This window comes from Nocardia sp. NPDC004151 (assembly GCF_042874235.1).
GTDB lineage: Bacteria > Actinomycetota > Actinomycetes > Mycobacteriales > Mycobacteriaceae > Nocardia.
The window spans coordinates 1-26,708 of record NZ_JBIAMR010000011.1; the positions used below are offsets into that span (position 1 = coordinate 1).

The following is a 26,708-nucleotide window of genomic DNA, read 5'->3' on the forward strand; positions in this document are numbered from 1 at the left end:
ATCAGCTGATCACGCAGCACGGGACGATACGACTTGGCCACGCCATATCCTCCCAGCCCCACCCCGCTCCGCGAAATCGATTCTGCAACAGGCTCTACGACGTGGAGATCAGACGAATCATGTATTCCACCAACGCGATTGAATCGTTGAACGCCCGCTACCGGCGCGCGATCCGCGCCCGCGGGCACTTCCCGTCCGAGCAGTCGGCGTTGAAATGCCTGTATCTGGTGACTCGTTCCCTGGACCCGACCGGGCAGGGCCGGGCACGATGGGCGATGCGGTGGAAACCGGCCCTCAACGCGTTCGCCATCACCTTCGAAGGCCGGATCCACCCGACCGGGAACTAACCCACACCGAGGTCGGATCCACCGTTAATCCGAAACTCCCCGGCTATGGCGATGGCATCATCCGGATCGCCTCCGATATCGGTATCGACGATCAGCGGCATGGTCGACAGCGGTGGAAGCATGTCCGGCAAGGCCGACAGGGCGTTGGCCCTGTCGTGCAATCCGACACTCCTGGCCTGGTCGAACAGCGCATCGCGAATCTGATTCGCAGACTGCTCCGGGTGGTCGGTCACCAGTCGTCGGCGCGGATTCGGCCCGGGGTGATGTCGTCGAGTTCCTCGACGTCGGTGAAGTTCATGGCTGGTTCGGTGGCTTGCCGCTCCGGGGAATTCGGGGGAGCGGTGGAGGCGGGGATGGGTTCGGGGATGCGTTCGGTGAGGTCGGGCATGCCTTCGATGAGGTCGGACATCTTCGGCATGCGGCCGCGGCGTTCCTGGATCGGGCTCAGGAGTTCGGAGCTCTTGTGGGCCAATTCGGTGGCCGCGGCTTGGGCGGCTTCGGTGATGGCTTTGCCGAGCTCGGGGAGTGGGAGGTCTTCGAGGTCGGGGTCCAGGCGGGTTTCGATGACCGTGCCGTCGGCGTTCACGACTACGGTGACGCGTTTCTGCAGGGCGTAGCCGGTGGCCATGAGTTGGGCACGCTTCTGTTGCATTTCGCCGAGGACCCGCATTTGCTGCTGGAACTCGTCGATCATCGATGCCAGTTCGGCTTTCGCGCTCTCGTTCGCCATGGCTACTTGAACGCGCCGGCGCTGTTCTGGTCGGTGCCGTCGAGCTGCTTGCCGGACTTGGCCTGGCCGTCGGAGTTGTCTCCGGCGTTCTTGGCGAGGGTCTCGGACAGGTTCTTCAGGGTCTTGCGAGCCGCTTTGTAGCCGGAGCCGTCCTCGGCGCCCGCGAATTGCTCACCGTAGGTGTCGTTGCCCCACGGTTCGCCCTTACCGCCGAGGGTGGCCATGAGGCTGTCCACCACGGTCCGTAGTCGAGCGTTGACGTGGTCGGTCTTGACGGCCGCCTGCCGCAATAGCTCCGGATCGACCTCGACTTTGTCCGTCATCTGGTTCTATTCCTCCCCGTACAACACTGGCGCCGACAGTAATTGGGCACCGTCATCGATGCCAACGCGATATTCAGCCGCGTTGCCGCATCCGCTCCTGGAAACGCTGCGCGAAGCCGGCGATGTACACGGTCGGTGGCACCGAGGACGACGACGCCTCGATCACCCCGTCGTCGGCCATGTAGTAGATGGCGCGGCCGATCATGATCTCGCCGGGCCGGGTGGGCACGAAAACCATCCAGCCATTGTCGATTCGCTCGGCGGTCAGCTGGTCGAGGGGGTAACCGCCGGTGTCGGTCCCGCGCGCGAGGATGAATCGGCGGACCTGTTCGATGGCGTCGATCCGGCTCAGCGGCGGCGCGGTGACGAAGGTTCGGAGCCCCGCCAGCGTGAACTGGTTCAGCGCCGAATCCACGTCGTGTTCGGCTGGATCGAAGACCGCGGCCACCGTCTCGTAAGTCACCACACCGGCCTGGGCCGCCGAAACCAGGTTCGCGACAGCGGATTTCGTGGCGTCGGTGATCGTCTTGCCGGCCGACTCCATCACCTGCAGGATCGTGTCGACCGTCGAGTCGGTCGTCCAGATCCCGGGTACCGCGGCAGCCACCCCCGGGCCGAGCGGCGATTCGCCGCGGAACCACTGCCCGTCCTCCCACCAGTAGCAGAAGGTCAACTGCCCGGTGGCCGCCCGCGGATTCAGCACCGCGTCGGTGACCCAATCCGGTGCGCCCGCATACAGATTCGGCAGGGGAGCGCCGTCGTTGTAGACCGCATCGAGTTCCGGTGCGTTGAGCACCCCGCCCGAGATGACGGCCCGGTCGCCGGGCAGCGTGTACAGCGTGCTCCCGCTGCGGTTGGGGCCTTCGAACCAGGCCAGTGCGGGCAGTATGCGCGGACCGTGCGGGGCGTCGAGGGCGACGAATGCCGCCGCGAGGGCGGTCCAGTTGGACCACATCAGCGGCAGCGGCGGGAAGACCTCGGTCGTAGCCTGCCCGCGGACCTCCTCGGCCCGGTCGGATCGAGCCTGCTGGGCCGCGACCCGTGGCGAGCGCAGCAGCCGATCGCCGTGGCTCACATACGCGGCCAGCCAGACGGGTAGTCGTTCGCGGGGATACTCCCGCAGGTCGGCCAGGTACGCCTCGGCCGGAAACAGTTGATCGTCCGGGAACGGCTCGTCGCCGTAGTCGTAGTCGGTCTGCACCTGACCCGCGTTGTTGAGGCTGATTCGCATCCGCCACCACGGGCCTTCGCTCATCGCGGCCGTGATCTCGCGCTGTTCCTGCACGAGCAGCAGGACGGTCTCCGACGGCTCGGCTCGAAAGGCCTGGTCCCCGGCGGAGTACACCACGCTCCAGGCCTTGGCGGTGACGGTCCACGCGAAGGTGGCGTCGACTCGCTCCCAGCCTTCCGGCGCGGCGGTCGCGAGTTCACGGGCGATGCGGTGGGTCAGTTCCCGGGCTTGCTCGATGATCCGGCCCTCGTCGGGAACCGATTCCGGCCCCGGGTGCGATACGACGCTGAACCCGATGTCGGATTCCTGGTTCGCCTGCGCGAATCCGGCCATGAACGACCGCATGAATTCGTCGTCCGGATTCCCCGCCTGAGGCCTGTCCACGTCTCGAGCTCCCCTCCTCGACCGCCGCACGTTCCACCCGGTCGGATACCTGTGCGACCTTACACATTCGAGGTGCTCGTGTAGGCCCCGGCCGAGGGTAGCTCAGTGTTCGCGGGGACCGATGTGACCGTCGTCGGTGATGTGCAGCGCGTCCAATGCCGCGGTCGGCCCGCCGGTGATGGCGACATCCCAGCCGCCCTCGGTGCGCTGCGGCGCGAAGGACATGGCGTCGGTGTCGACGTCCGCGCCGATCAGGTACTGCCGGATCCGGTCGGCGGCCTCCGATTCCAGCAGCCCGCCGGGGGGAGCGTCATGGACCGGCCAGGGCCGACGCCGCCGGAAACCGAGGCGCTCGATCTCCCGGGCCTGCTGTTCCTCCAGGTTCTCGCCGCGCCCGCGCGCCAGGATGCTCCACACCGCGTCGCGCTTGTCCCAGCGGTAGAAGAAGGCGTGACTGGTCACCTGCAACCGCGCCGAGATCAGCCCGGAGTCCTTGCGCTGCTGCACGTCGATGCGGGCGCTGTGCCCGTATCGATCGCCGAGCAGAACCTCCAGGTCTCGGGTCTTGGCCGACGCATCCTCCCGGGTCTTCGTCACCACGGTCGATGGCATGGCCGCGAATCGCCGTACCAGGTCGTCGAATTCGCTCGGCGGGCCGGAGAATCGGGCGCTGATCTGGTGGATTCGCCCGTTGAAGCCCTTGTCGACGCGATTGAATCCCTCTCCGACGAGACCGGCCTTGTCCCAGGTTTCCGCCCCGTCGAGCTCAGGCTCGAACCCCAGACCCTCGAGCAGCGAGACCAGCTCCCGGGCGCGATGCCCGCCCTGCGCGATCACCGCCGCGGCCTGGCGTTTGCTGATCGGGGTCAGCGTCGAGGCGACTCCGCCCCGATAGCCGGTGTACTCCTCGGGACCGATCCGGCGCACGCCCTGAGGAATGAACCACAGTGTTCGCACGGCGACATCCCTTCCGCGTCGGTCCGGCCCCGGAATCTTGCCGCCGACCATAGCCGATCAATAGCGGCGGGGCGCCGCCCCAGTTGATCCTCGGCGCGTTCTGTGGCAGCGTGGCGCGAGATCGTGAGCTGTCACGGCGTGAAAGGCGCTGCCGGACAGCGCATCAGCAGAGCAGGTCAGCGCGTATTCGGGGGCGGTCGTGGCGTCACGGGGGTGTCTGGTTGAAACCACTACCGGGCGAGTGATTCTCGTCGCAGGCGGTCGGCGATGATCTGGGAGCCGCCGCTCGCGGGGACCCTCGGGTGGCTGGTCGGCATGAAATGGCCGGACGGCAACGAGGATTCCATGTGGGGAATCGCCGACGACTGGAAGTCCAGCGCCAAGGATCTGCGCTCGATCGACGCCGATATCGATGCGGCCATCGCGGCGGTGCGCAAGGCGTATCCGATCGGCGACGGTGGCGACAAGATCATCGAGCAGTTGCAGAGCATGCGCGTCGGCGACCAGTCGATCGACAAGCTAGCCGAATGGTTCGAGACCATCGCGGGCACTGCGGAGAACACCGGAACCGAGCTCGAATACACGAAGCTCATGTTCTATACGACGCTGATCACCCTCGCCGCCGATATCGCTGCGGCCTGGCTGTTCCCGCCGACCGCGCCGATGGCGGAGGGCGCGGCGATCGGTATCGGGCGGATCGCGGTGCGCATCCTGACGCGACGGGCGATTGATTTCCTCGGCAAGGAGGGGCTCGAGGCGACCCAGATCTCGCTGATGCGTTTCATGTTGCGGCAGACGATCATCGGCGGTGCGCTCGGTGCGTTGCAGGACGGTGGAATTCAGGCCTACCAGCACGAATTCGGCCGCCGGAGCGAGATCAATACCCAACAGCTGCTGCTTTCGGCCGGTGGCGGGGCGGCCGGTGGACTCGTCGCGGCTCCTATCGGCAGATGGCTTCCGCAAGCCATGGTCAACCAGATCGCCAAAGCGCCCATCAAGAAGCTCACCGCGGAGAAGGCCTCCAATCTGCTCGGCGGAGGCATCGCGGGCGGTGTCGCCGGGCTCGCGGGCTGGGCGGTGAGTGGCGGCGTCACGCACAACTGGCATTTCGATCCCCGCGTCGTCACCGCGGGCATCGCCGGCGGCACCCTGCCCGGCGTGGCTCATGAGGGAAAGTCGCCCTGGAAGGGGAGCCCGGACAAGCTCGGAGTCGCCAGCCCTAAGGCCGATGGATCACCGTTGGCCGTCACGGACAAGCAAGTTCACCCTTCGGCGATCAACGACGTTGCGCACACCGAGAATTCGCCGCATGACGCGGCTCCGTCGCATGAGAAGAACACGGGCGGAACGACTCCGGGCGAACAGCCCCAAGGCAGGCCGACGGATCCGCAGCCACGGCCCACCGATCCCGGGGTGCCCAAGGAGTCCCTCGCCGCCGTGCCCAAGGCGGATCCGGTCGCGCCGGTTCCGGTCCACAACGCGCAGGTTGTCGACGCGCATCCGACCGGGAGCCCACAGCACTCCAATCCCGCGCATACACCGGCGTCGAATCCCGCGCACACACCGGCGTCAGGTGAACCGAAGCCGGTTCCGGCGGCGGCTCCGCGGGCGGAGACGCCGGTGCTTTCCAGGCCGGAGGCCTCGGTGGCGCCACGCGCGGACACGTCGGCCCCCGGCCGCGCCGATGCGCCGGGCACTCACACTGCACCCGCCGAACCGCGAGCGACGCCCGCGGCGATCCGTGACGCGGGGAGCCAGCCGACGCCGATGGCGGCCCGCGCCACCGGCCTCGAAGTACCTGCCGGTCGTGTGGGCGAGCGTGTGGATCTCGCGGATCCCGGGCGCACGGTCGAGTCCACCGCGCGCCCGGAGAGCCGCGAACTCGTCGGTGCGGGTACCGGGCCCGAATCTCGCATCGGTGCGAGACCCGAGCATCCCACGGGGTCGCCGGGACCGCATGGCCCGCGACGCACCGGCGACCAGACCCCCGATTCATCGAGGCCCGGCGATCATCCCGTCGGTGACCAGAGCACTCGTCATGCGGGTGATCCCGCCGCGGAACGGCCTGTGCTGCCGGAGGATTCGCCGATCTCGGAGGCCGAGCACGCACACGCGCGCGAGGCGCTTCAGCAACTGCACCCCGACGGCTCACCCGAGCATCTGCTGCATCCGCAGGAAACCGATATCGCGGGCGCGCACCATCGGGTGACCGAGAACCACGAGTGGTGGCACGGTCTGACGCCCGAGCAGCAGCACGCGATGATCAAGGCGCATCCGCACGAGATCGGCAATGCCGACGGTCTGCCCCCGCATGTGAAGGACGAGGCCAACCGGCTGGCCATCACCCGGGACCTGAACGCGCTGCACGAGCAGAACCCGCGCATCGACAAGTGGACGAGCAGGTTCACCGATCCGGAGAACTTCCGGCAGTGGAAGAACCTCGAATCCACGCGCAAGGCGCTCGAGGAGGCGCACGATCTCGCGGCGGCGTACGCCGACAAGTTCGGCGGCGAAGAACCACCAGTGCACGTGCTGTCCTACGACTCCAAGGAATTCAACGGCGAGGGCCGCGCGGTCGTGGCGTTCGGCGACACGTCGAAGGCGTCGTCGGTCTCCTTCCACGTCCCCGGCATCACGACCACGGTCCGCAGTCTCGAAGGCAATCTGAAGAACGCCTTCAACCACATGTGGGAGACGGCGCAGCGCACCCAGGAACCCGACGTGGTCGCCTCCATCGCGTGGATCGGCTATGACGCGCCGAGCGGACTTCCGAAGATCGTCCGCGAGATGACCGATGCCCGCCTGGCGCAACGAGGCGGCGAGCTGCTGGCCCGAGATGTGGCCTCCTTCAGTCAGACTCGCCGACTGGGCGCGGAACTACCCGGCGGTCACCCCACCCCGGATGTTCACCTGTTCGGCCACAGTTACGGTTCCACGACCACCAGCTTCGCCGGCGCGGGCGGCCGCCTGCACGGCGACATCTCCACGATCACCCTGCTGGGTTCACCCGGTGCCGGCCCTGTCGGCCACGCCGCGGACTTCGGTATCGGCGCCCACAATGTCTTCGTCGCCAGCTCCTCCCGCGACCCGGTGACCTGGATCGGCGCGAACACCGTCGGCGAAATCGGTCGTGTCGCACCGAAACTCGGCATGGGTCTGGGCATGGACCCCGCCATCGAAGCTTTCGGGGCCCGCCGCATCGCCGCCCAATTCCCCGGCGGCACCCACACGTTGAGCGATATCTCGACGCACACCGGCTACTACAACCACATGGATGAGGGACGCTCCCTCCCGAGCGAATCCCTGCACAACTTCTCCCGCATCGCATCCGGTCAAACCCCGCACCTCCTACCGGAGTACTCGCGCCCCGGCCACGAAGACCTCAACGCCAGGCAACGCACCCTCGGCTCCAGCCCCCACGACCCGGCCCGCTTCCGCGCCCCCGAAACCGAAAGCCACCAGGGCGAACACCCCTACGGCTACGACGACTTGGTCCACGCCAACCGCACGCTGGACCCACCCCCCACCGCCCCCGAACGCACCCACACCGAAACCAACGACTGTGGCCCCCAAGCCCTCCGCCAGGTCCAGGAACTGACCGGCAACCCCAACATCCACGTCCCCGACGACCCGACGATCGCCGACCACGGCATGACCGCCGCGGAACTCGAGCACGCGGCCGGCGCCCACCTCGACCGCCACGAAACCCTGGGCTCCATAGCCGACCAACTCCACCGCCTCGGCGACGGCGCCACCGCCCTCGTCGTCGACGAATTCCACGGCCCCACAGACGCCAATGGCGTCGGTGCCCACGCCTACACCATCACCAACGACGGCGGCCGCCTCGTAGTCCACGACAACGCCGTCCCCGGCGGGCCGCACTCGTTCCCACCGGACCACACCAACGTCAAATCCACCCACGCGATCGTCTTCGACTCGCACGGCAATCCGGTGCGCCCGCTCGAATCCGCCCCGCGCGAGAATCCGGTCGGCCAACGGCCGGAAGCCCGTATCGGTCAACCGGATTCGCACCCCGCCGGACCCGAACACGCGAACCCGGCCCATGTCCCGGACGGCACCGAGCCCGCGCGCCCGAAGCTGCCGGTCGAGGACAAGCCGTACTACGCGAACCCGCGCTACCAAGACCCCACGGCCTCACACGAATACGCCGCGAAGAACAGGATCAGCCACGGCGAGGTCCAAACCATCCGCGACTTCGAGACCGCGAACCATCCCGAGATCTCCCGGCTCACCGATGCCGAACTGGATGCGATCCGTCGTAACCAAGGGTTCAACCTCAACGAGCCGGTCAACGAAGGTTCACGCAACGGCAACCCAACCGCGCTGGCCGACCACGACGTCGAGATCCGCACCCTGGTCTCGGCATACAACAAGCTGCCGGATCATGAGGGGACCGTCTATCGCTCGCTCCACTTCGATGATCCGGTCGCTTTGGAGAGGTTTCTCGAGGCCTACTCTCCGGGCAAAGAGCCACCGGTCGACCCCGGATTCGCCTCGGCGGACAAAGACAGCTCGATGCCAGGCGGCAATGTCGAGCTGATCATCGATTCCCACACCGGGAAGGACATCTCTTGGGCCAGTCTCTCCCAAGAAGAGGTTGTCTTCCCGCCAGGCACCCGATTCCAGGTCGAAAGCCGTGACCTCATCGGCGGTAAGTACGTCGTCCGTCTCACCGATATAGGAAGGACCCCCGATGCCCATCAGCCCGGAGGAAGTGGAACGCATAGCGCGGAAGGTTCTGGGCCCCACGATGCGGGACGAGATCGAGGACCCGGAACTCCAGGCGAAGCGCGACCGCGACTTGGCGATCCTGCGGGAGAAGGACGCGAAGGGACGCCGCCCGGCCACCGAGGACCAGATCAAGATCTGGCAGGCATGGGGCGAGTCGGAGATCGCCCGGATCAACCGGGAACGGGGAGAGAACACCTAACCGGCGAAGATTCCGCGGCTCCAAACCGAGCCCCTGAACCCGAACAACGCTCGCCCAGCACTCATTTCGATCCAACCGTAGAACGTCCGTCGACGCTTACACCCCACCTGGCCTCCCGTTTCGAGGAAATGCGTGCCGCAGCCGGCGAAATCGCGAAGGCTCACTACGAGCCGACGCGCGCGGCCGAACTACCCGCGCTCCGTGAGAAATTCGTCGAGATCCTGGACCGAGTGGGCCTCATGGACCCCCGCGAGAGCGTGACTCCCTGGCGACTCCTCAAGGAATACGATCCTGCGCTCGCCCGGTACTTCGAACAACACCACGAGACGTTGCTACCCAAGGCAACCGAACCCGCCGCGCCGCACGCTCCCGAACCCACCCCTCACGAGACCGAGCCCGCAACCCATCCGACCGAATCACAGAACCGCCCAACCGAATCCGACCACCGCCAGAACCCCGACTCACACCAGGATTCGGACCACGGGGCCCCGGACCGCACCCACACAGAAGATCCGCTCTCCCACTTCGCGGAGCGCACCCCCGCCGGCCTCTCGCTCCACGACGAGCCCGAAATGCGCGAACTGGCCCGCCAGGTCCCCGAGGACCCCCGCTACTTCACCATCGACGCCCACCTGACCGAGCGTGGCACCGTCCTCCTGGACGGTCGCGAATACACCATGGAGCAGCTGGCCACTCGCCTCCGAGAACTCGGCTACGACGGCCGCCCCATCCGCCTCGTCGGCTGTGACGCTGCCTCCACCGACGCCGCAGCCCGCCTGGCCAAGGCCACCGGCAACGACGTCCTGGCCCCGACCAAGCCAGCCTGGACCGACCCCCAAGGGCGCCTGTACTCCTCCGACGCGACCGTCACTCCCGAAGGCGCTCGCCGCCCCCGCATCCCACCCGACGGTGACTGGGAACTCGTGCATCCCGACGGCACCAAAACCAAAGTCTCCGAAGACGGTTTCGTTCCGGGGACGCGGGAGGAGGACAAGCAAAGCCTCAGCTACGAAGATGCTCGGGATCGAGGCGGTGAAGGTCCGCGCGAACCTCAATACGATATTCCAGGACGAGACAGGGAAATTCGTGAGGGCGATCCGGATTTCGATGACCCGTTCGTCGAATGGGACCGACCGACCCATAAGCCGCCGGATCCGCTGGATCCGCAGGCGCCTCGCCAGCCGGTTGAAATCCACGATGAGATAAAGGCCGCCCACCGCGATCGGGAAACCGTTCCTGACGGCAACCGTGCCCCCGATCAGCTGAGCCCTGTCGAGCATCCCGAAGTAGTGCCGGTTCCATTGCGGGCGTATATGGGTGACGAGCCACTGAAGCCTTGGTCTGCTTACCCGGTTGTAAACGAAAACGGCACGAGAACAACATTCTTCACCAATGGAGACGGCCTCGTGAAGTGGGTTGAGGCTATACCGGGGTCTAGGTCACAGGCGCTCAATGGAAAGGGTCCGTGGTCCGGATTCAATCCAGATCTAAGCCATCCGCTCCTACCAGACGTTCAATATCAGGTGCCGAACTTCCATAATCCGGAGAAGGTACTGACCTTTCATACCGATATGCATGGACAGACCGACGCGTTGACGGGCGACGTCGAAGTCGGCGGGCAGAATGGAAATTTCCGAGACGACGATGGTGGAAAAGGCGCCCAGCAGCGCGCCTTTCAGGAAGGTGAATCGGCCTATCCCAGCGATCCGCCAGGCCGTAGTCTTAGCGCTGACGAGATTGAGCTTGCTCGAATCAAATGGGCGGGTGGGCACCTGATGGCAAATGAGTTGGGTGGCCTCGGAGAGTACCTGAACATGCATCCGCAGATGGCGGCCTCGAACTCGGGGAACAATAGAGACGGATGGGTTCATGCGGCAAGCTGGCGTGCTAAGGAGAACCAACTGGTTGCGTTTGCGCGAGAGGAACATCAGGACATCCGTGACTATCAGGTCAAGATGACCCGTGAGGTCGATGGTGTCGCGAACGAGGTCGTCATGCGATGGCAAGAGGTCACGTATGCGCGCAACGACGACGGCAGTGTCCGGCTGGGATTTGACGGCAATCCTATTGTGGAGTCGGTAGTGACGAAGGAACGTGTATTCCCGAATAGAGGTGCGAATTTTGGGCCACAGGATCGATACTCTAAGCGATGAGATCTGTGCGGCAGCGGAAGCGGGGGCGCCACTCGGGTGGGCCACGATCACGCTGGAGGTATGGTCGAACGTGATGGCTTGGGAGGTTGCGGTGTCCGCGCAGGGTCCCGATGGGCTCTCGGTGGGCGAGATGAGGCAGCTTGCGATCACGGAGAAATTGCAGGAACTGCGTGACGAGATGTGCGACGCGGATACCGGCGCGTGGCTATCCGCTCGGTTTATTGTGAATCGAGGCCGCCAACGGGAGATCATCTTCAATTACGATGAAAACCCGAATTGGTTGCCGGAGCTCCATCCGCTCATGTGGTTGCGTGACCTCGAAGCGTATCCGCGAGCGGAACAGCATGTTCCGCAGTGGTTGCGCGAGATGGTCGCTCTCGGACTGGATCTGGAACACCGACATGAACCAGGTGAGCCAGCCTAGTAGGCTGGGCGGCTAGCGAGATATCCGAGGAGGCCCTACCCAATGTCGAACCCGTTGCCGCTAGGACCGTTGGAGCAGCAGGACAGGCTTGCCGAGATTACGAGAGAGATTCTACCTACGCTGCCGATGGGCTGGAAGCGCCTCGTCATTCGCGCACGGTCCATCGGTCGTCACGCCGAACGCGAGACCGGAGTGAAGCTCACTGACGGTACGGTGCGTGGCTGGTCCTTCGAGCCTGACGTATGGCGAAAGTTCATGGAATTGCGAGCCGGAATGTATGCGCCGGAGCTGGGGACTTGGGTCGAGTTCAAGTACCTGCTCGATCCACCCGGGCGGTTCAACATCCAGTACAACCGCGATCAGAAGCCACAGTTCGAGACGTGGCCCGCAAGTGCTGATTTCGTGATCGAAAACGAGAGGTTTCCTCGTTCTATCGAGAACATGCCCGAATGGTTCCAGCAAGGTCTCGATGGGAAGGCTGTGAGCAGCTGATTTTAGCCGGGGACCAAATCTTGGTCCAGATGTCCTGCGCGGGTGGAATTCAGTCCTCGGCATGTGGCGAGGCGGGGGTTCAATTCCCAGGACAACCACCCTCATTCGTGGTACTTGCCGCTTTCCCTTCCGGATCGCCTTGATAGTTATGGAGATACCCGAAGCCTTGCGTGCACGGGCGAACCAGCCATCGCCCCCCGCGATTGACCAGGTTCGTGACTTCCTGAGCAGCTATGTCGCGGACTCCGTCGGTCTGGACGAGGTGCGCAGGAACATGGCTCGATTTGCGCAAATCAGCCGAAGGACTGTGGAACGCAAGGCAGAGGCCATCGAAGCGTTGCTGGCCACTCCTCAGCCGCCGGGCACGCTGTCGTGGATGGTGGCCGCCGCCGGAAACTGGGCACTTGACGACGAGACATCCGATGCTGCGGCGGAAGCCTGGCTCCGCGACATCGCCGCACTCATCAGGGGCGTCCTTGTCGAAGCCGAAAACCCCAACAACGACTGAGCGCGCTTGTGGCACGTGAACGCAAGCCTACGATAGTGCGCTTTGACAGAGGGCGAGTGTGTGGCCGTGGTGGGTTTCGCGGTCCAGGCGTGCGCGGATCTCAGCGACTGTCGTGCCCCGGCTCGGGCGTCGGCGGGAACGGGTGGCGGAGAACGGCCAGGCAAGGATGATTCCGAAGCCGGTGCCGACGAGCAGGCAGGCAACTTCACTGATCATGGCCTTCCCCTTCATGATTCGTGCCGCTGAAAGAACGGACGGCACGCGTGTTGAGCTCCTCGAGCGCTTGACCGCCCACTTGCAGAAGGGTCTGTAGTGCTGTGGCGCTGACGAAGAGCTCGAAGTCTCCGTGTTCACCGAAGACGAGGGTTACCGCCTGGTCCTCGGCGTGAACGACGGTGCGAATGGGGCATCGGTCGTCGGCGCAGGCCCAGCTGCCGACCTTCAACTGCTCGAACATGGCCGTCCTTTCGACGGTTCGGTCTGCTGTGCAAGCAATCTGAGATAAGGATTAGCGTGAGGTGTGGCGAGCGCCACACCTCAAGAATAGGCTGATATATCAGCACGTTCAATGGGTTCGGCTGAATGATGTTGACCGGCAGGCTAATTCGTTATGCGTACGAAGGGGAGGGGAGATGGGTGAACGTTCCGATCCATCGGCGCTGCGGTTCCTGATCGGGCACGAGTTGCGGGTCGCGCGCGAGCGCGCACGGGTGAAGCAGAGTGAGGCCGCGAAGGCGATCGGGTGCAGCCAGCCGAAGATCGTCGCGATGGAATCCGGGAAGTATCTGCAGCAGCCCGATGACGTGACCGCATTGCTGAGGTTGTACGGTGCCGACGTGGCCCAGGTCGACCGGCTCGCGTCGCTGGCCGGTCAGGCTGATCAGAAGACTTGGTGGGCAGCGTTTTCCGAGGTGCTGCCGAACTGGTTCAAGACCTTTGTGGGTCTCGAAGGCCTTGCCCGAAGTCAGTTCATCTATCAGACAGTCACATTCACTGGACAGCTGCAAACCGGCGCCTACGCCACCGCTCTGCATGAGGGCAGCCCACTGGTCGCGTCGGTGGACGTACCGCAGATTGTGCGCGCCAGAATGGCCCGGCAGCGGCTGACCGGGCCTCATCCGATGAGCTTGAGTTCCGTCGTCGAGGAAGCGGTCCTCGATCGAGTGGTCGGCACTGCGGAAACGATGCGTGAGCAACTAGAGCATCTGTCTCGGCTGATGAAGTACGACCACATCGACATTCGCATCCTGCCGACCAGGAAGTATGCCCACGCTGGGAACGTCACAGAGTTCACGCTGCTGCAGTTCGCCGAAGCTCAGACCGTCGGCTATATCGAGTACCCGACTGGCGCGCTCTACCTGCAGGATTACGATGGGGTCGCAGTGTACGAGATGCTGGCCGAGCAGCTCCTTGCGGCGGCGTTGTCGAAAAGTGAATCCGCCGAACTGATCAGGAGCCGCGTGGCCGGGTTGAAATGAGGGAGTCGGTCGATGGCCCCGGTCAGTTCTGTCGGGTGGCGCAAGTCCAGCTACAGCGGAAGCAACGGGGGGCAATGCGTCGAGGTCGCCATCGCATCCGAGGTTGTGCGGATTCGTGACAGCAAGTACTCCGGACCGCCGGAACGTCGACCGATCATCACGGTGACGAACGCTCAATGGGTTGATGTGCTCGACTTCGTCCTATGCGGAAATACGGGTGAAGTCGGTATGGGATTGACTGTTGTGATCGACCCCGACGGCTGTGTGACCTTGAGGAGCGTAGACGGAACCGAGTTGGCGTTCACGGCCGCCGAGTGGGGCGCATTCGAGAAGGGCATTGTGAACGGCGAGTTCAGCGCCTCGTAGGGCTTGGCCCCTATGTCCTGTGCAATGCTGGTGGCCGAACTCTGGGGCGGAGGTTTCCTACGGTGAGTGCCGAATTCGACGAGCTACCACGGCTCGCACGCGTCTACGACAGCCGCGACGACAGCGGGCGTCCGATCGCGGTCAGGGAGCCGCTGCCCGCGGATCTGCGCGACCGCATCCTCGGCTATCTCAACTCCGCGCCGATCGTCCTGGCCGCGCGCAGCTTCGAGGTTGACGAACTCGCCCCATCCGATCGCGATGTGCCGCTGACCTTCCGGACCGACGGCGTCTGGATATGGGCCGGTGCGGTGACCCACTACCTGCGTAAACATGCGCTGCCCCCGGATCCGGAGTTGGTGCGCCACATCACCACTCGCGACTATCAGCTTGGCGAGGTCACTGCGGAGGCCAAGGACCTGGCCGTTCGGGTCATCACGACGGGATAGTCGTGTGCTTCAGCTGAGGTGTGGTTGCCTGTATTGAGCTGTGCAACAGCCTGATTGATGGCGGTCGCAAGCTCGGTTGTGAGTCGCATGATTTCGAGGTAGGCGGCGGAGTCTCTGTCGTGGACGCCTCGTATCCAGCAGATGGTTGCGCCCTCGTTGACCCGGATTCGGGCGGTGGGCGCGATCTGGACGATGGAGTAGGCGGCAGCCATTACCGGGCGGGTCAGCAGCTGGCGGGCCTGCTCGGGGTGGTTGGGGGTCAGGCCGAGGTACCAGCGGTCGAATTCTTCATTACCGCTGGAGAATCGGCGGTGTTCGACGGATTTGTTGTTGAACTCGAGGAGCCATTCGCCTTGCGTCGAGAGCAGGTCCAGCCTGTCCACGGAGCGGTCGACGCCTTCGATGACGACGGCGGTGTGCCGCCAGGTGGTGATCATGTTCTGGAACATGGTCTGGTGCTCGACCAAGAAGGTAGTGAAGGGAGCGCCAGCTGCATGGCCGTGGATGGGAGCCTTGTAGCCGGCCTTCGACGGATACGGGCACAGTCCGATTCTCGAGTGCTGCTGACGCCACTCGGCTGAGGGCCAGCCGACCGTGCCGCCCATCGCAGCCGCCATTGCCGCTTGTCGTTCACGCTCTCGGGCGTTGCCGGAAATATTCAGCGCTACCAGCGCCGCGACAACGATCACGCCGATGACAATGGCCACAACCATGAGATCCCCCTCCGTCACCGCTGACCCTATACGTTGATGCACACGGACTCCGGGACAGGGCGCTGCCCACCAGGCGTCCTCGCTATGGATCAGGCGTAAATGCTGAGATCGCGAGAATCCCTCGGACGCCCGAACCTGGGAACGCCACGGTTCGCGTCGCCGTCTACCGATGGGTAGGGTTCCGTTCGGTAGTGCTCGGTCGATTGGGGGACCATGTATCAGCCACAACAGCCTGGTTCTGCGCAGAATTCGCCGGTTGCCGAGCCCGTGATCGAGGTGGCGGTCCCGTCGGACTCCGGCACCGCTCTGCGGTTGAGCCGTGTTCTGGCTCTGGCCCGCTGGCGGTCCCCATCGACCGTGGGGCTGCTGCTAACGATCCCGTTGATCGTGATGTCCCGTCGCTTCCTCGAACTCTTCAATGCGACGAGCAGCCCGGACTGGAAATTCACGGATCTACTGCTGTCGTACCTCGTAGTCCTCGTGCTGGCTGTTGTGATCGGCTTGCTGCTCACTGGGATCCAGATGCTCAAGCGCAACCCGGCGGTGGTGGCGTACACCGCGCCCGGCACCGCGATATCGGCCCGGTTTCATCAGGACTCGCTCGAACTGGTGCGGACCACCGGTGTCGAGACTGTTCCCTATCACCGGATCAAGGACCTCTTCACGATCGGGGGCGGGGCCTTCCTGCGGGAGAAGGGCACGCGCGGGACGGCGCTGCCGGGCGATTTGTTCACGCCGGCAGCGCGTGACCTGATCGACGGAGCTCGTGGCCGTGCGCCTGCCGCCGGACAGCCGATCGCGGGAAACGGAGAACGGAAGCTCATCGTGGTTGCGATAGTGGGTGCCCTGGCGCTCGTCGGTGCAGGGGCATACGCGGTGAGTCATACCGATACAGATACCGATTCCGGTGCTGCCGCTGCAGAATCCACGGTGCACGTGACACCGTCGGCCCCGCTGCCCAGCCCATGCGTACTCACGCCCGAACAGATGCAGCGGTTCGGATTCACTACCCAGTTCTACGACAGCGACCAGATGGATGCCCCGACCCTGCGCCGTTGCGAGTGGGACGACGGCGGCAAACATCCTATCGGTTACGTTGGACAGGTCCCCAGCGGCAAACTGTTCCTCAGCGTCATGCGGCCGAATGACTTCGGGGTGTCGCCCCAGCCCGTTCGTCTTCTCGGAGGCAGGATCGACGGCCAGGAGTACAAGACGTTCCTGGATCCAGGTAGCAACAACAATGCGTCGTGTTGGGTGGTATGGCCCACGTCCTACGGCTTCGCCAAATCGGAACTGCGTGCTTACAGCATCCAGGGCGTGGATGTCGGCCAACTCTGCAGGGGCGCTGAGGAACTGGCGAATCTGCTGGCCAACAGTCTGCCCGGCTGAGGAACGGATCAGGATAGTGTCGTTTCTGGGCATTGAGTCCGAGGCGGTTTCGGTACAGATCATCAGGTGGGGGAGGATCCCGGATGGGCGACAACAGCAAAGTTGACTTCAGTCCCGCAGTGGCCAAGACGGCGATCGATGGCTGCAGCACGTTGATCGGGCACCTGCTCGCGGTGAGGTCGTTCCTGGGGGCACGGAACGTGGAGGACTTCGCCGGTCCTGAAGCGATATTCAAGTCCGGTCATCTGTGGACCGAGGGATTCACGAAACTCGATACCGAACTCGACGCCGCGCTCGGCACACACATCGCTGTCGTGACCGCCTTGTCCGAAAAGTTCAAGAACGCGATCAAGGAATTCAAGAACGCGGAGGATGAATCCATCGCCGTGTTCCTGAATCAGAAGATGCCTGACACGATGCCTGCCTCACCCACTTCGGTCAGTCAAGGTCCGGACTACTCGAAGATCGGTAGCAAGACGCCCTCACCGAAACCTGTTGAGAAGTATGTCTCGAATCGAAGTAGCAAGTCGCGCACGCATGCCTATGCGTACAACGAAACGGACATCAAGACTCAGGGAGCCGTCTGGCCCGAGAATCCCTACGTCAAGGGATGGAATGACCTGCGTGCGCTGGGGGAGAGCATCAAAGGGGCGCCGGGGCGTCTCGCAGCCGATTGGGGCTGGATGAAGGATGAGCTCAACAAGGCCGTGACGGATTTCAAGGCGAAGACCAACGAGGCGAACTTCAGGAACTCGTGGACGAGCGGGTCGGGCCCCCTGGCTCTGGCGGCAATGGAAAGTGCTCGAACGGCCATCTCGGACTTGATATCCAAGATGGGCGATGTAGAAGACCGCCTCTACAAGGCGGAAGGGTGGTTGAAGTCGACCGCGGAGCGTATGCCTAAGGGTGACGCGCCCGAGGTGAAGTTTCATGCGGCTACGAAAAACCAGAACGGCAGAGGCTCAGCGGCTGGTTACACAGTCACGGACGGGGGCAAGACCTACCAAGCGGCGACCGCGAATGATTGCATGGAATCGGCGCTCGTCAAGTACCGGCAGGATTGCGAAGCCTATTACGTCGCCGGCCTCATGGAGTACAACTCTTCGCGCGTGACCCTGCCGCAGCCCGAGGCCCCGAAGGTGGATGCCCCGCCATCGATTCCACAACCCAATGGAAATCCGAAGACGGACCAGCCCGCGGGTTCGCCGCAGACCAACCCATCGGGATCTCCGACGGGTGGTACCCCTTCGGCGCCGAATCTGCCCACGGATACTCCGCAAACGCCGCAGACCCCGGAAACTCCGCAACAGCCAACCACCCCGCAGACGCCGACGACCACAACCCCGGATACCACCCTAACCACGCTTGCGTCGGCTTTGACGACGCTCGCCCAGAGCGGCGCCCAAATGGTGGAATCGCTTGCTTCGCAGGGTTCCAGCTTGATCCAGTCCCTCGCGCAGACGACTCAGAAGACCACGGACACCACCGCCAAACAGCTGGAACAGCAGCTCGCGTCGCTGCTGACCACGCCTAGTACCCCGGTCGAACCGACCTCACCCGGCGGCAGTCCAGGGGGAACACCAACCGGTGGGGCTCCTGGTTCGACGCCCAAGAGCGACAATCCGCAGACCAGGCTCTTTCCTCGGGCAGCTGCCGTCGCTGATGAAAAGACTGAAACACAATCTGTCTCACGTGCTGGGTTGGCCACCGGAACCACCACTGGTACCGGTACCTCGTCCGGAAGCGGCATGGCCGGCAGCCCGATGGGTGCGGGTGCTGGTCAGGGTGGAAGCAAGGAGCACAAGCGACCCGAGTTCTTGCGGTCGGGCCAGAACCTCGATGACGTGTTCGAAGGTGTTCCGGAAGCGGTGAGGCCGGTGGCGGAGAAGTGACCGGTGGTCTGCGTTTCGAGGACCTGGAGTTCGTGGTGCTGTGGGAACAGGCCACGGGTGACGCCATGCCGGCGCCATTTCTGTACACCAGCCGTACCCCGATGTACTACGACTACCTTCGCGAGAAGCGAGCGGTATTCGAACGACTGCAGCGTGACTGGACCAAGCGGCTGGATCTGCTGTCGGACGCCATCGCCGAACCCGACCTCAGCATCACGGTCAATGGATTCGATGGACGCGATCCGTCTCGTGCGGATGGTCGGGTTCGGATCCGCGCGCTGCGACGAGGCACCTACGGGTTCGTGATCGAGCAGTTGCCGGGCGAAACCTTTCTGCACAGTGGTGGATTCACTGTCACCGAATGTGATCCGGTGGCGTTGGCGGACCTGGTTGTGGCGGCCCTGCCGCAGGTTGGCGGCGGTAGCCATTCGGAGGTGATGTTGCAGGCTCCGGGTGAGCCGGACAGTAGCCACGACGAATACCGTCGCTCACTGATCGAGGACAACCTCGAGGACCCGATCGGCCTGCGAGCTAAACGCTTTCTGTCGGCTCCGATGGAATGCATGGGAACCATCGAAGTGGTTCAGGGCTTCTCGAAGTACGGGCCGCGCGGCATTACCTCTCGCCAGATGGACTGGCGCGACGTCGAGGATGACGGTCGATACTTCATCGGAGGTGACGAGCTTCCGTTCATGGCAGTGCCGGCGGACTCGAAGCGGATGGTGACGGCAATCAACAGTCGCGTCGCGGCGGTCGTACAAGCGATCCGCGAAGAACGCGGACAGTGATCCGCGAAGCCTGAATGCGCTGTTCGGATGGCTGATTCCGGGAAATCGAGGTGACACCGCGCGGTGTCGTATGGTAGTCATACGCCAAGCTAACTGGGAGGGAGTTCGCCGTGACTGAGGTGGGGGCGGTCAGTTCTGGTGCTGGTGAGGGGGATTGGGCCTCGCTGGTGGTCGCCAATACGACCGGGTCGATTCGGGTGCGGACTACCAATCAAGGTCTGCCGCTGGCCGTGAAGGTTGAATCGGCTGAGCTGCATCGGGATCCGGGGCAGTTGGCGGGGGAAGTGTTGCGGCTTTGTCAGAAGGCTGCCAATCGGGCCGGGCTCGCGCTGCGGAAGCAGTTGGAGGAGGCCGGGGTTGATGCGGCGGGGCTGGCTCGGGCGGGGCTTCCCACCGAGGCCGATGTGGCTCGGCAGGAGATTGTCGAGGAGCAGGACTACGATACTGAGCCGCAGAGTTGGCTCAGGACGGTGTGAGAGGGGGGCTCGTGGTTTCGTCGATGGATGAGTTGCAGGAGCAGGTGCGGCGGCAGCTGTATCGGTTTCAGGACTTGGCGGATCAGATGGCGGCTGTACGAGGACGGGAGACCTCCGAGGACGGGGCCGTGACCGCGGAGGTCGACGGGAACGGGGCGCTCAAGGACCTGCAGTTCAGTAGTGCGGTGTCGCGAATGACGCCCGCACAGTTCGAGCAGGCGGTGGTGACGACGGCCGCGCAGGCGGCGCGGCGGGCGTTCGAACGGCGAGCCGAGATCGTCGACCGGTTCAATGAGGAGATGGCCGAGTAGGCCGGTCTGTTAACAGAACCTTGCGCCAGAGTTTGCATCTTGCGATCTGGCACAAGAAATTTCGTGCTTGTAGTCTGAGCAAGATCATAGGTAGTGGGAGGGACACTGATGGCTGATCACGTGGCGGCGGAATTCACGCCCATCTTGGCGTACGGCACCGAGAAGGCGGGAATCGCCGCGCAGGTCGCGGGGGCGGCGGCCGCGGACGTGGGTGCCGCGATGGCAGAGGCGGTTCCGGTTTTCGGTCTGATCGGTCAGGAATTCCTGACGGCCTTCGCGGTCGCGCAGGGCAACTTCCTGATGTCCTCGGCGGAGATCGCCGCCGTGCACGCGAACACCGCGACCGCGGCGTACGCGGCCGTCGGCACCTACGGAACCAATGAGGTGACCTCGGCGGCCAGCTTCCTATCGACGATGCTGTGACCAATCCGTCGAATCCGACCGTGCTGGACGGGCTCCGCAGCAGTCCGATTGGTCCTTACCTCGATACGCCGGTTACGGACGTGTTGAGCCAGATGGGATTGCCTCAGCTGCCACAGATTCCGCAGATCAGCCTGCCGGATCTGTCGGGGCTGCAGCTGCCCACGTTGCCGACGATCGACCCGACGGCGCTGATCCAGCCGGTCACCAGCCTGCTGCAGTCGTTCGGGACCGGGAGCCTGAGCAACAGCAACTTCAACCCCGCGACGATCATTACTTCGCTGATCAGCGCGTTGACCTCGGCAATCTCGCAAAGCAAGTCGGCGACCAGCACGCTGATGAACACCTTCAGCGGGGAAGGCGCGACCGCCGCTCAGCTCAAGAGCAACGAGGTCGAAGCGCAGAGTGGCACGGTGGCCGCGCAAGGGGCCCAGCAGCGTGTCATCCTGATGAGCGCCGAAGCCATCGTCGCCGAGGGCTATGCCGAAATGAGCGCTCTCATAGCGCAATTCATCGCCCAGGTGACCGCGGCGACCGCGCTGATCGCGACGCCCGCCGGGATCCCGTGGCTGATCGCCACCGCGACCGAGACCATCAACGCGGGCCTGGCCATCGCGGCCAAGACCAAGGTGCAGCTCGCAGGCAGCACCGCCGAGATCCTCGAGGCCGGAACGAAGATCATGATCGCGGGCGCGCCGGTCGCGTCCAATATCTCGAACCTGGTCAACATGGTCGGCACCGCGTTGCAGCCCATCACCAGTGTCGCGCCTACGGTCGCCGAGAAGGTGGTCGAGAAGGGCGCGACGGTGTTGTCCAGCGGCGTCAGCGATCTCAGCTCCGCGCTGACCAGCAACAACAACACCAATACGAACAACAACACCAACAAGACCACCACCACGACGCCCTCGACGACCACCACCAAGACCGACGAGGCCAAGAAGACCGAGAACCCGGACGGCACCAAGATCGACGGTGGCGGCGGCAGCCCGCTCAGCACCATCTTCGGCGGCGGCGTGCCCACCACCACGACGCCCTCCAACACGGTGGGCGCCAACCGGATTCCCACCGGCGAGGTCAGCAATACCGGCGCCGGAATACCGAAGACCACCACCGAGGCCAACGGCCGCACCACCGCGACGAATTCGCCGGGCATGACGGGCGCCGGCGCCGCCGGACGCGCGGGCGCCGCCGACGAAGAATCCACCTCGGACCGCTCGGGCCTGGTCACCGGCGCGCATGGCGACGAAGTGGTCGGCGTCATCGAAGGCGTGGTGCTGCCGGTCGTCGGCGCCATCGAAGCCATCGAGGAGCCACCGGACAAGGCCCTCACACTCTGATTTCGAATTGCCAGGGGACACAGGAGGATTGGCATGAGCATCAACGCATTCGACGGTCTGCGCTTCGACGCCTCGACCGCCCGCGACGCCGCGGCCCAGCTGGACGCGCTCGCCGACCGCATCGCCAACGGGCTCGGTGTGGAGCAGGCGAAGCTCGACTTCGCGCCCGCCGGCTCCGACGAGGTGTCGCAGCGCGCCGCGCAGACCCTCAACACGGTCGCCGCGTCCTTCGTGGCCTCCGGCGGCGACGGGGTCACCGAACTGCGTAACCTCGCCTCGACGCTGCGCAGCCAGTTCGACGCCTTCGGCAAGGTCGAGGAACAGTCCGTCCTCGGCTTCGCCGGCTGAGCGGAGACCCTCCTCGATGCTGGAACCGACGAAACCCGGCTTCACCGAGACGGTTTGGGAATCCAAGCCGCCCGAAGAGCTGGCGCGCGAACTGGTGACGGGCGCCGGGGCGATCCCCGCGGCCGAAGCCGGGCTCGCGTGGACTCGACTGAGCGCGGGTTTCGCCGCCGCCGCCTTGGAGTACGAGAGAATTCTCGTAATCCTCGACAGTGCTTGGGAATCCAAGCACAGCGGGCCCTTCATTGAACGCATCAAAGCCCTGCGCGACTGGATGGGGGCTTCCGCCTCCGCGGCTGCCGGTAATGCTGTGCAGGCCGAAACACACGCGGCCGCATATGAACTCGCGAAACTGACCATGCCGGACGTCGACGAGGTCGAGAAGCTCAAGGATCTGCAGCAGCTGATGCAGCAGCTCGGCCTCGCGGGCGGGATGCCTCTACTGGGCGGGCTCGCCAAGACCGACATGGACGCCGACGCCGCCAAGGCGCAGGCGGCGCGGGTCATGCGGACCTACGAGGCGGCCACCGAATCGCTGGCCAAGCCGTGGGAACACCAGGCTCCGCCGCAGGTCACCGCCGGACTGACGCCTGCCGAACAGCCGGTCGCGCCGGTCGAGGCGGAAACGCCCGCGGTTCCGACACCGTCGATGCCGAATATCAACCTCGGCTCGCTCAACCTGCCGCCCATGCCGTTGACGCAGGTGCGCGCCACCACCGTCGAGGCCAAGGAAACCACCACGCAACGCGTTGTGACGCAACCGGTTACGGTGCAGCAGAGCGGGACCACCATGGCCCCCACCCCGATGGGGAACACGGGCCAGTCCAGCGACGAGGAGCACACGCCGCGGGCCGGGCTCGTCGGCGCGCCCACCAGCGACACCGAACTGGGCCTCACCTCCGGCATGCAGGTCGCGCCCGCCGTCCTCGGCGGCCTCGACCCGGCCGCCCAGCGCGCGCCCGTCGACATCGCGTTCAATGCGGGCAGTGGATCCGAAAAGACGTCCAGCACAGTGGAATCCGGTGGCGGTCAGGGGTCGGCCACGTGACCACCCTTACAAATGACGGCCTCATCGCGCTAGCCGGCCACCTAGGCGTGCAGACCTTGCCGCTCGTCCTATCCGTCGGGCCACGCCAGGAGACCTACCAGGACTGGCAGGCCGCCCAGGAACAGGCCCGCGCCGACCTACGCGCCCGCCGCATCGTCGACGCCCACGGTGACGTCGACACCGAAACCGCCACAACACTTTTCACCCTCGCCCAGCCCGACCGCGAGCTAGCCATGCGGGTCCACACCGCCGACGGCCAACTACGCGTCTGCGTCGCCCGCCGCGCCGACAGCCACGCCGTCGCCATCCGCCGCGGCGACACCCTCGACCTACATCCCCTATGGTCCGACGGCTCCGGCGACTCCCTGGCCCGCCCCCTCCTCGACGCCCTCGGCCCCTGCCCGCCCGCCGATCTCGCCGCCTTCAGTGCCGAATCCGCCGACCTGGCCGAACGCCTCGACACCGCAACAACTTCCGAAGACTACGCGAGCACCGTCTACACCCTCGGCGTCCCCGACACCGACGCCACCGCCTACGGCCTCGCCCTCTCCGCCACCCACTCCTACGCCGAAATCGTGGCCTACGCCTACGCCGACGGCGTCACCGACCGATCGCCCGGAGCCGTCGCGGTCTACGACACCGCACGAGGCCGCATCGTGGCCGCACCGGGCGTCGCCCCGGACCAGCAACTCTGGTCCACGCTGACACCGGGCAGTGATCACCGTATCGCGCAGTCGATCTCGGCTCTGATCGACTCGCTGCCCGGGGGGAGGTGGCTGTCGTGAGTCACCCGTGACTTGCTCGCAGCTGACGCCCCGAACCGGTGATGCCGCAGCGCATCGCCTATCCATTTCCGAAGAAAAGGCAAGGTACAGACGATGGTTGCAAACGAAGCGGAACTCGCGAAGGCCGCGCAGTCCCACATGGCCGACGTGGTCGCGTCGATCAAGGACGTGCTGAAGAAGATCACCGACCGGGTCGACTCGTCCAAGGGTCACTTCGCCGGTGAGGCGGCCGACGCGTTCAACTCTGCTGCGGTGGCGTGGGACGACGAGGCTCAGAAGCTGAACAAGGCGATGGACGAGTTCCAGGAGAAGGTCGGCTCCGGTACCGACGTCTTCCAGAACGTCGACATCACCAACAAGGACGACTTCGCGAAGGCTCTCACGAACCTCGGGTGACGGCCGCAGGGCCTGAACGAATTCTCCGACTTCTCCAACTCTCAAAGGAAAAGAAATGCTTTACGACAAGGCTGGGATGACCACCCTCGTGGCGGATCTCCGTCAGTTCCACAGCGACCTGGTCGCGATTGCGGGTGACGGCACCTCCAAGGTCGACACCTCCAGCGACCTCGGGCAGGCCGTCGAGCGGCTGAAGAAGGCTTGGTCGGACCCGAACAGCGGTGCCGAGAACGGTGCGCTGGAAGCCGTGGTTGCGGCGAAGAGCGACTGGGACAACGCCTACGCGGACAAGTGCCTGTCGACCCTGGACGCCGTTGCGCACGCGGTCGAAAGCGCCCTTTCGAATGCGCTCGCCGCGGACGCCAAGGTCGGCAACTCCTTCATGTAGCGAGACGCCGGTGCCACTTGCGAAAGCGCACCCTTCGCGAAGGAGGGTGCGCTTTCGTCGGTCGGCGCCCAGTACTCTACGTGTCCGTAACTCCGGGTTCGACGAAGGATTTGGTTAGTGCCAGCCCAATTGACCACCCGTGCCCAGGTCAATGGGTACCGATTTCTACTGCGCCGCCTCGACCACGCACTGATCCGCCGAGATGTCCGCATGCTGCACGACCCGATGCGGTCGCAGTTCCGATCGCTGATGGTCGGCACGGTCCTGGCCGTACTCGTGGTCGCGGGCGCGGCCATCATGGCATTCATTCGTCCGCAGGGCTCCATCGGCGACGCCAACATTGTGATGGGCAAGGACAGTGGCGCACTGTATGTCGTTGTCCGGGACAAGGACGACAAGACCAAGATGACCCTGTACCCGACGCTGAATCTCGCGTCGGCGCGGTTGATCTCGGGTACCAGCGAGACACCGAAATCGGTCAAGGACAGCAAGCTGAATTCGGTTCCGCGTGGACCGATCCTCGGAATTCCCGGTGTTCCGGCCGCCCTTCCCGGTACGGGACAGGGTGAGCGCTCCCAATGGACTCTGTGCGACAAGGTGCCGCTGTCGGCTTCCGGTGGCGCGGCTTCGTCCTCGGGGGCGGAAACGACTGTTATCTCCGGGAGTCTGGAGCTCAGCGACCGGGTGAAGGTAGCCGACAAGGGCTCGGCGGTCTGGGCGAACAAAGGTGGCAAGGACTACCTGATCTATGACGGCAAGATCGCGGAGTTCGATCGGGCCAAGGATTCGATCGCGCAAGCGCTCGGGGTGAGTGGCAAGCGGCCGCGCCCGGCGACGACCGATCTCATCGGTGCGGCGGTCAGGGTTCCGCCTCTGGTTCCTCCCACGGTTCCGCATGTCGGCGAGAACGGCCTCGGCAAGCTGAACAGCATGCCGGTCGGCGGCATCATCAAGGTCGCTGCGCTGGATGGATCGGATCGAACCGATCTGTACATCGTGCTGGCGGACGGCGTGCAACGGATCTCCGCGTTCACCGCACAGGTGATTGGCTCCGACAACTCCCAGGGCATGAACGGCTTCAAGGCGATGACCCCGGACGTGCTCAACGGCATACCGGTCGTCCATTCCTTGCCCGTCGACGACTTCCCCGAGTCCACTCCGAAGATCATTACCGCGGAAGACAACCCGGTCACCTGCATCACCTGGGCCAAGAAGAGTGGTCTCGGCAAGGAACAGCCGGATGCGACCGAGGGGCCCTCGGACCGGGCCACGGTTCAAATACTCGTCGGCACGCGTCTGCCGCTGCCTGATTCACGGAAGCCGGTTGATCTCGCTACCAAGGACGGTTCTTCCGGTGACCGGGTGGACGCCGTCTATGTGCCGCCGACCACTGGTGAATTCGTGCGAACCACCGGCATCGAGCCGGGCAGTCAGCGGCGCGAGAGCTTGTTCTACATCGCCGACAACGGGATCCGATACGGCATTCCCGATCTCGCAACGGCTCAGACACTCGGACTGGGTGGTGCACCGCACCTGGCTCCGTGGGAGATCATCGGCCAGCTTGTCCCCGGCCCGACGCTGTCCAACAAGGACGCTCTGAAGAACTGGGACACGCTGCCGACTCAGTAAG

Annotated in this window: 27 protein-coding genes and 1 pseudogene; 21 read left to right on the plus strand and 7 right to left on the minus strand. The window is 64.7% G+C overall.

From position 1 onward, the window contains the following. Positions 1-95: 95 nt before the first annotated feature. Positions 96-347, plus strand: a pseudogene (locus ACFYTS_RS23660) (transposase); the annotation flags it as partial. On the opposite strand, the gene ACFYTS_RS23665 reads toward ACFYTS_RS23660, so the two are convergent. The 5 genes from ACFYTS_RS23665 to ACFYTS_RS23685 all read right to left on the minus strand — a co-directional run bounded on the left by ACFYTS_RS23665 (position 344) and on the right by ACFYTS_RS23685 (position 3,972). Continuing rightward, a complete protein-coding gene (locus ACFYTS_RS23665) occupies positions 344-580 on the minus strand; it encodes a hypothetical protein (RefSeq protein ID WP_387307207.1) in 237 nt (78 codons plus the stop codon). The pseudogene ACFYTS_RS23660 and the gene ACFYTS_RS23665 overlap by 4 nt on opposite strands. After that, the gene (locus tag ACFYTS_RS23670) at positions 577-1,077 is read right to left on the minus strand and encodes a YbaB/EbfC family nucleoid-associated protein (RefSeq protein WP_387307209.1); all 501 of its coding nucleotides are present in this window, start codon (positions 1,075-1,077) and stop codon (positions 577-579) included. Before ACFYTS_RS23670 ends, ACFYTS_RS23665 begins: the two co-directional genes overlap by 4 nt. Before the next feature lie 2 nt (positions 1,078-1,079). Beyond that, positions 1,080-1,400, minus strand: coding sequence for a hypothetical protein (locus ACFYTS_RS23675; protein ID WP_357282365.1), 321 nt, complete (start codon positions 1,398-1,400; stop codon positions 1,080-1,082). A 73-nt stretch (positions 1,401-1,473) separates the two neighbouring features. After that, complete coding sequence (locus ACFYTS_RS23680; protein ID WP_387307211.1) at positions 1,474-3,015, minus strand: hypothetical protein; 1,542 nt, start codon at positions 3,013-3,015, stop codon at positions 1,474-1,476. 102 nt (positions 3,016-3,117) lie between these two features. After that, the gene (locus ACFYTS_RS23685; RefSeq protein WP_387307213.1) at positions 3,118-3,972 is read right to left on the minus strand and encodes a hypothetical protein; all 855 of its coding nucleotides are present in this window, start codon (positions 3,970-3,972) and stop codon (positions 3,118-3,120) included. 267 nt (positions 3,973-4,239) lie between these two features. Here ACFYTS_RS23685 and ACFYTS_RS23690 point away from each other — a divergent pair, with 267 nt between their 5' ends. The 4 genes from ACFYTS_RS23690 (at position 4,240) to ACFYTS_RS23705 (ending at position 12,500) form a co-directional block, all read left to right on the plus strand. Continuing rightward, complete coding sequence (locus ACFYTS_RS23690; RefSeq protein WP_387307215.1) at positions 4,240-11,076, plus strand: alpha/beta hydrolase; 6,837 nt, start codon at positions 4,240-4,242, stop codon at positions 11,074-11,076. A 73-nt stretch (positions 11,077-11,149) separates the two neighbouring features. Further along, positions 11,150-11,500 carry a hypothetical protein gene (locus ACFYTS_RS23695; RefSeq protein WP_379271098.1) on the plus strand — a complete coding sequence of 117 codons (351 nt, stop codon included), beginning with the start codon at positions 11,150-11,152 and terminating at the stop codon, positions 11,498-11,500. A gap of 42 nt (positions 11,501-11,542) precedes the next feature. Beyond that, positions 11,543-11,992 carry a hypothetical protein gene (locus tag ACFYTS_RS23700; protein ID WP_379271097.1) on the plus strand — a complete coding sequence of 150 codons (450 nt, stop codon included), beginning with the start codon at positions 11,543-11,545 and terminating at the stop codon, positions 11,990-11,992. A 148-nt stretch (positions 11,993-12,140) separates the two neighbouring features. Next, positions 12,141-12,500 carry a hypothetical protein gene (locus tag ACFYTS_RS23705; RefSeq protein WP_387307217.1) on the plus strand — a complete coding sequence of 120 codons (360 nt, stop codon included), beginning with the start codon at positions 12,141-12,143 and terminating at the stop codon, positions 12,498-12,500. Positions 12,501-12,705: 205 nt separating this feature from the next. Here ACFYTS_RS23705 and ACFYTS_RS23710 read toward each other — a convergent pair whose 3' ends face one another. Then, positions 12,706-12,957, minus strand: coding sequence for a hypothetical protein (locus tag ACFYTS_RS23710; protein ID WP_387307219.1), 252 nt, complete (start codon positions 12,955-12,957; stop codon positions 12,706-12,708). A 175-nt stretch (positions 12,958-13,132) separates the two neighbouring features. On the opposite strand from ACFYTS_RS23710, the gene ACFYTS_RS23715 reads away from it, so the two are divergent. From ACFYTS_RS23715 to ACFYTS_RS23725, 3 genes are all read left to right on the plus strand, one after another. Then, positions 13,133-13,978, plus strand: a complete 846-nt coding sequence (locus tag ACFYTS_RS23715) for a helix-turn-helix domain-containing protein (RefSeq protein ID WP_387307220.1) — start codon at positions 13,133-13,135, stop codon at positions 13,976-13,978. A gap of 12 nt (positions 13,979-13,990) precedes the next feature. Next, on the plus strand, positions 13,991-14,344 hold the full coding sequence (locus ACFYTS_RS23720; RefSeq protein WP_379271094.1) for a DUF397 domain-containing protein: 354 nt from the start codon (positions 13,991-13,993) through the stop codon (positions 14,342-14,344). Between the two features lie 62 nt (positions 14,345-14,406). Beyond that, positions 14,407-14,790 carry a hypothetical protein gene (locus ACFYTS_RS23725; RefSeq protein ID WP_387307222.1) on the plus strand — a complete coding sequence of 128 codons (384 nt, stop codon included), beginning with the start codon at positions 14,407-14,409 and terminating at the stop codon, positions 14,788-14,790. Here ACFYTS_RS23725 and ACFYTS_RS23730 read toward each other — a convergent pair. Next, on the minus strand, positions 14,727-15,503 hold the full coding sequence (locus tag ACFYTS_RS23730; protein ID WP_387307224.1) for a hypothetical protein: 777 nt from the start codon (positions 15,501-15,503) through the stop codon (positions 14,727-14,729). The two genes, ACFYTS_RS23725 and ACFYTS_RS23730, sit on opposite strands and share 64 nt — an antisense overlap. Before the next feature lie 267 nt (positions 15,504-15,770). Between ACFYTS_RS23730 and ACFYTS_RS23735 the strand changes: the two genes are divergently transcribed. The 13 genes from ACFYTS_RS23735 to eccB all read left to right on the plus strand — a co-directional run bounded on the left by ACFYTS_RS23735 (position 15,771) and on the right by eccB (position 26,707). Further along, the gene (locus tag ACFYTS_RS23735; protein ID WP_379271091.1) at positions 15,771-16,892 is read left to right on the plus strand and encodes a hypothetical protein; all 1,122 of its coding nucleotides are present in this window, start codon (positions 15,771-15,773) and stop codon (positions 16,890-16,892) included. A gap of 83 nt (positions 16,893-16,975) precedes the next feature. Continuing rightward, positions 16,976-18,784, plus strand: a complete 1,809-nt coding sequence (locus ACFYTS_RS23740) for a hypothetical protein (protein ID WP_387307226.1) — start codon at positions 16,976-16,978, stop codon at positions 18,782-18,784. Next, positions 18,781-19,572, plus strand: a complete 792-nt coding sequence (locus ACFYTS_RS23745) for an ESX secretion-associated protein EspG (RefSeq protein ID WP_387307228.1) — start codon at positions 18,781-18,783, stop codon at positions 19,570-19,572. Before ACFYTS_RS23740 ends, ACFYTS_RS23745 begins: the two co-directional genes overlap by 4 nt. Before the next feature lie 110 nt (positions 19,573-19,682). Continuing rightward, positions 19,683-20,048 carry a hypothetical protein gene (locus ACFYTS_RS23750; RefSeq protein ID WP_357089002.1) on the plus strand — a complete coding sequence of 122 codons (366 nt, stop codon included), beginning with the start codon at positions 19,683-19,685 and terminating at the stop codon, positions 20,046-20,048. A gap of 23 nt (positions 20,049-20,071) precedes the next feature. Next, positions 20,072-20,359: a YbaB/EbfC family nucleoid-associated protein gene (locus ACFYTS_RS23755; protein ID WP_387307230.1), complete on the plus strand. Its 288-nt coding sequence runs from the start codon at positions 20,072-20,074 to the stop codon at positions 20,357-20,359. A gap of 108 nt (positions 20,360-20,467) precedes the next feature. Further along, positions 20,468-20,782 carry a hypothetical protein gene (locus ACFYTS_RS23760; protein WP_357282350.1) on the plus strand — a complete coding sequence of 105 codons (315 nt, stop codon included), beginning with the start codon at positions 20,468-20,470 and terminating at the stop codon, positions 20,780-20,782. After that, positions 20,779-22,116 carry a hypothetical protein gene (locus tag ACFYTS_RS23765; RefSeq protein WP_387307232.1) on the plus strand — a complete coding sequence of 446 codons (1,338 nt, stop codon included), beginning with the start codon at positions 20,779-20,781 and terminating at the stop codon, positions 22,114-22,116. Before ACFYTS_RS23760 ends, ACFYTS_RS23765 begins: the two co-directional genes overlap by 4 nt. Before the next feature lie 33 nt (positions 22,117-22,149). Continuing rightward, a complete protein-coding gene (locus ACFYTS_RS23770; RefSeq protein WP_357088993.1) occupies positions 22,150-22,464 on the plus strand; it encodes a PE family protein in 315 nt (104 codons plus the stop codon). Positions 22,465-22,480: 16 nt separating this feature from the next. Further along, entirely contained in the window at positions 22,481-23,509 is a 1,029-nt protein-coding gene (locus tag ACFYTS_RS23775) for a PPE domain-containing protein (protein ID WP_387307234.1), read from the plus strand. Beyond that, positions 23,506-24,294, plus strand: coding sequence for an ESX secretion-associated protein EspG (locus ACFYTS_RS23780; protein WP_387307236.1), 789 nt, complete (start codon positions 23,506-23,508; stop codon positions 24,292-24,294). The genes ACFYTS_RS23775 and ACFYTS_RS23780 overlap by 4 nt, the downstream gene beginning before the upstream one ends. Before the next feature lie 93 nt (positions 24,295-24,387). Continuing rightward, complete coding sequence (locus ACFYTS_RS23785) at positions 24,388-24,690, plus strand: WXG100 family type VII secretion target (protein WP_357282343.1); 303 nt, start codon at positions 24,388-24,390, stop codon at positions 24,688-24,690. Positions 24,691-24,745: 55 nt separating this feature from the next. After that, positions 24,746-25,078 carry a hypothetical protein gene (locus tag ACFYTS_RS23790; RefSeq protein WP_357282342.1) on the plus strand — a complete coding sequence of 111 codons (333 nt, stop codon included), beginning with the start codon at positions 24,746-24,748 and terminating at the stop codon, positions 25,076-25,078. A gap of 117 nt (positions 25,079-25,195) precedes the next feature. Next, on the plus strand, positions 25,196-26,707 hold the full coding sequence (gene eccB, locus ACFYTS_RS23795) for a type VII secretion protein EccB (RefSeq protein WP_387307238.1): 1,512 nt from the start codon (positions 25,196-25,198) through the stop codon (positions 26,705-26,707). The last annotated feature ends 1 nt before the right edge of the window (position 26,708 follow it).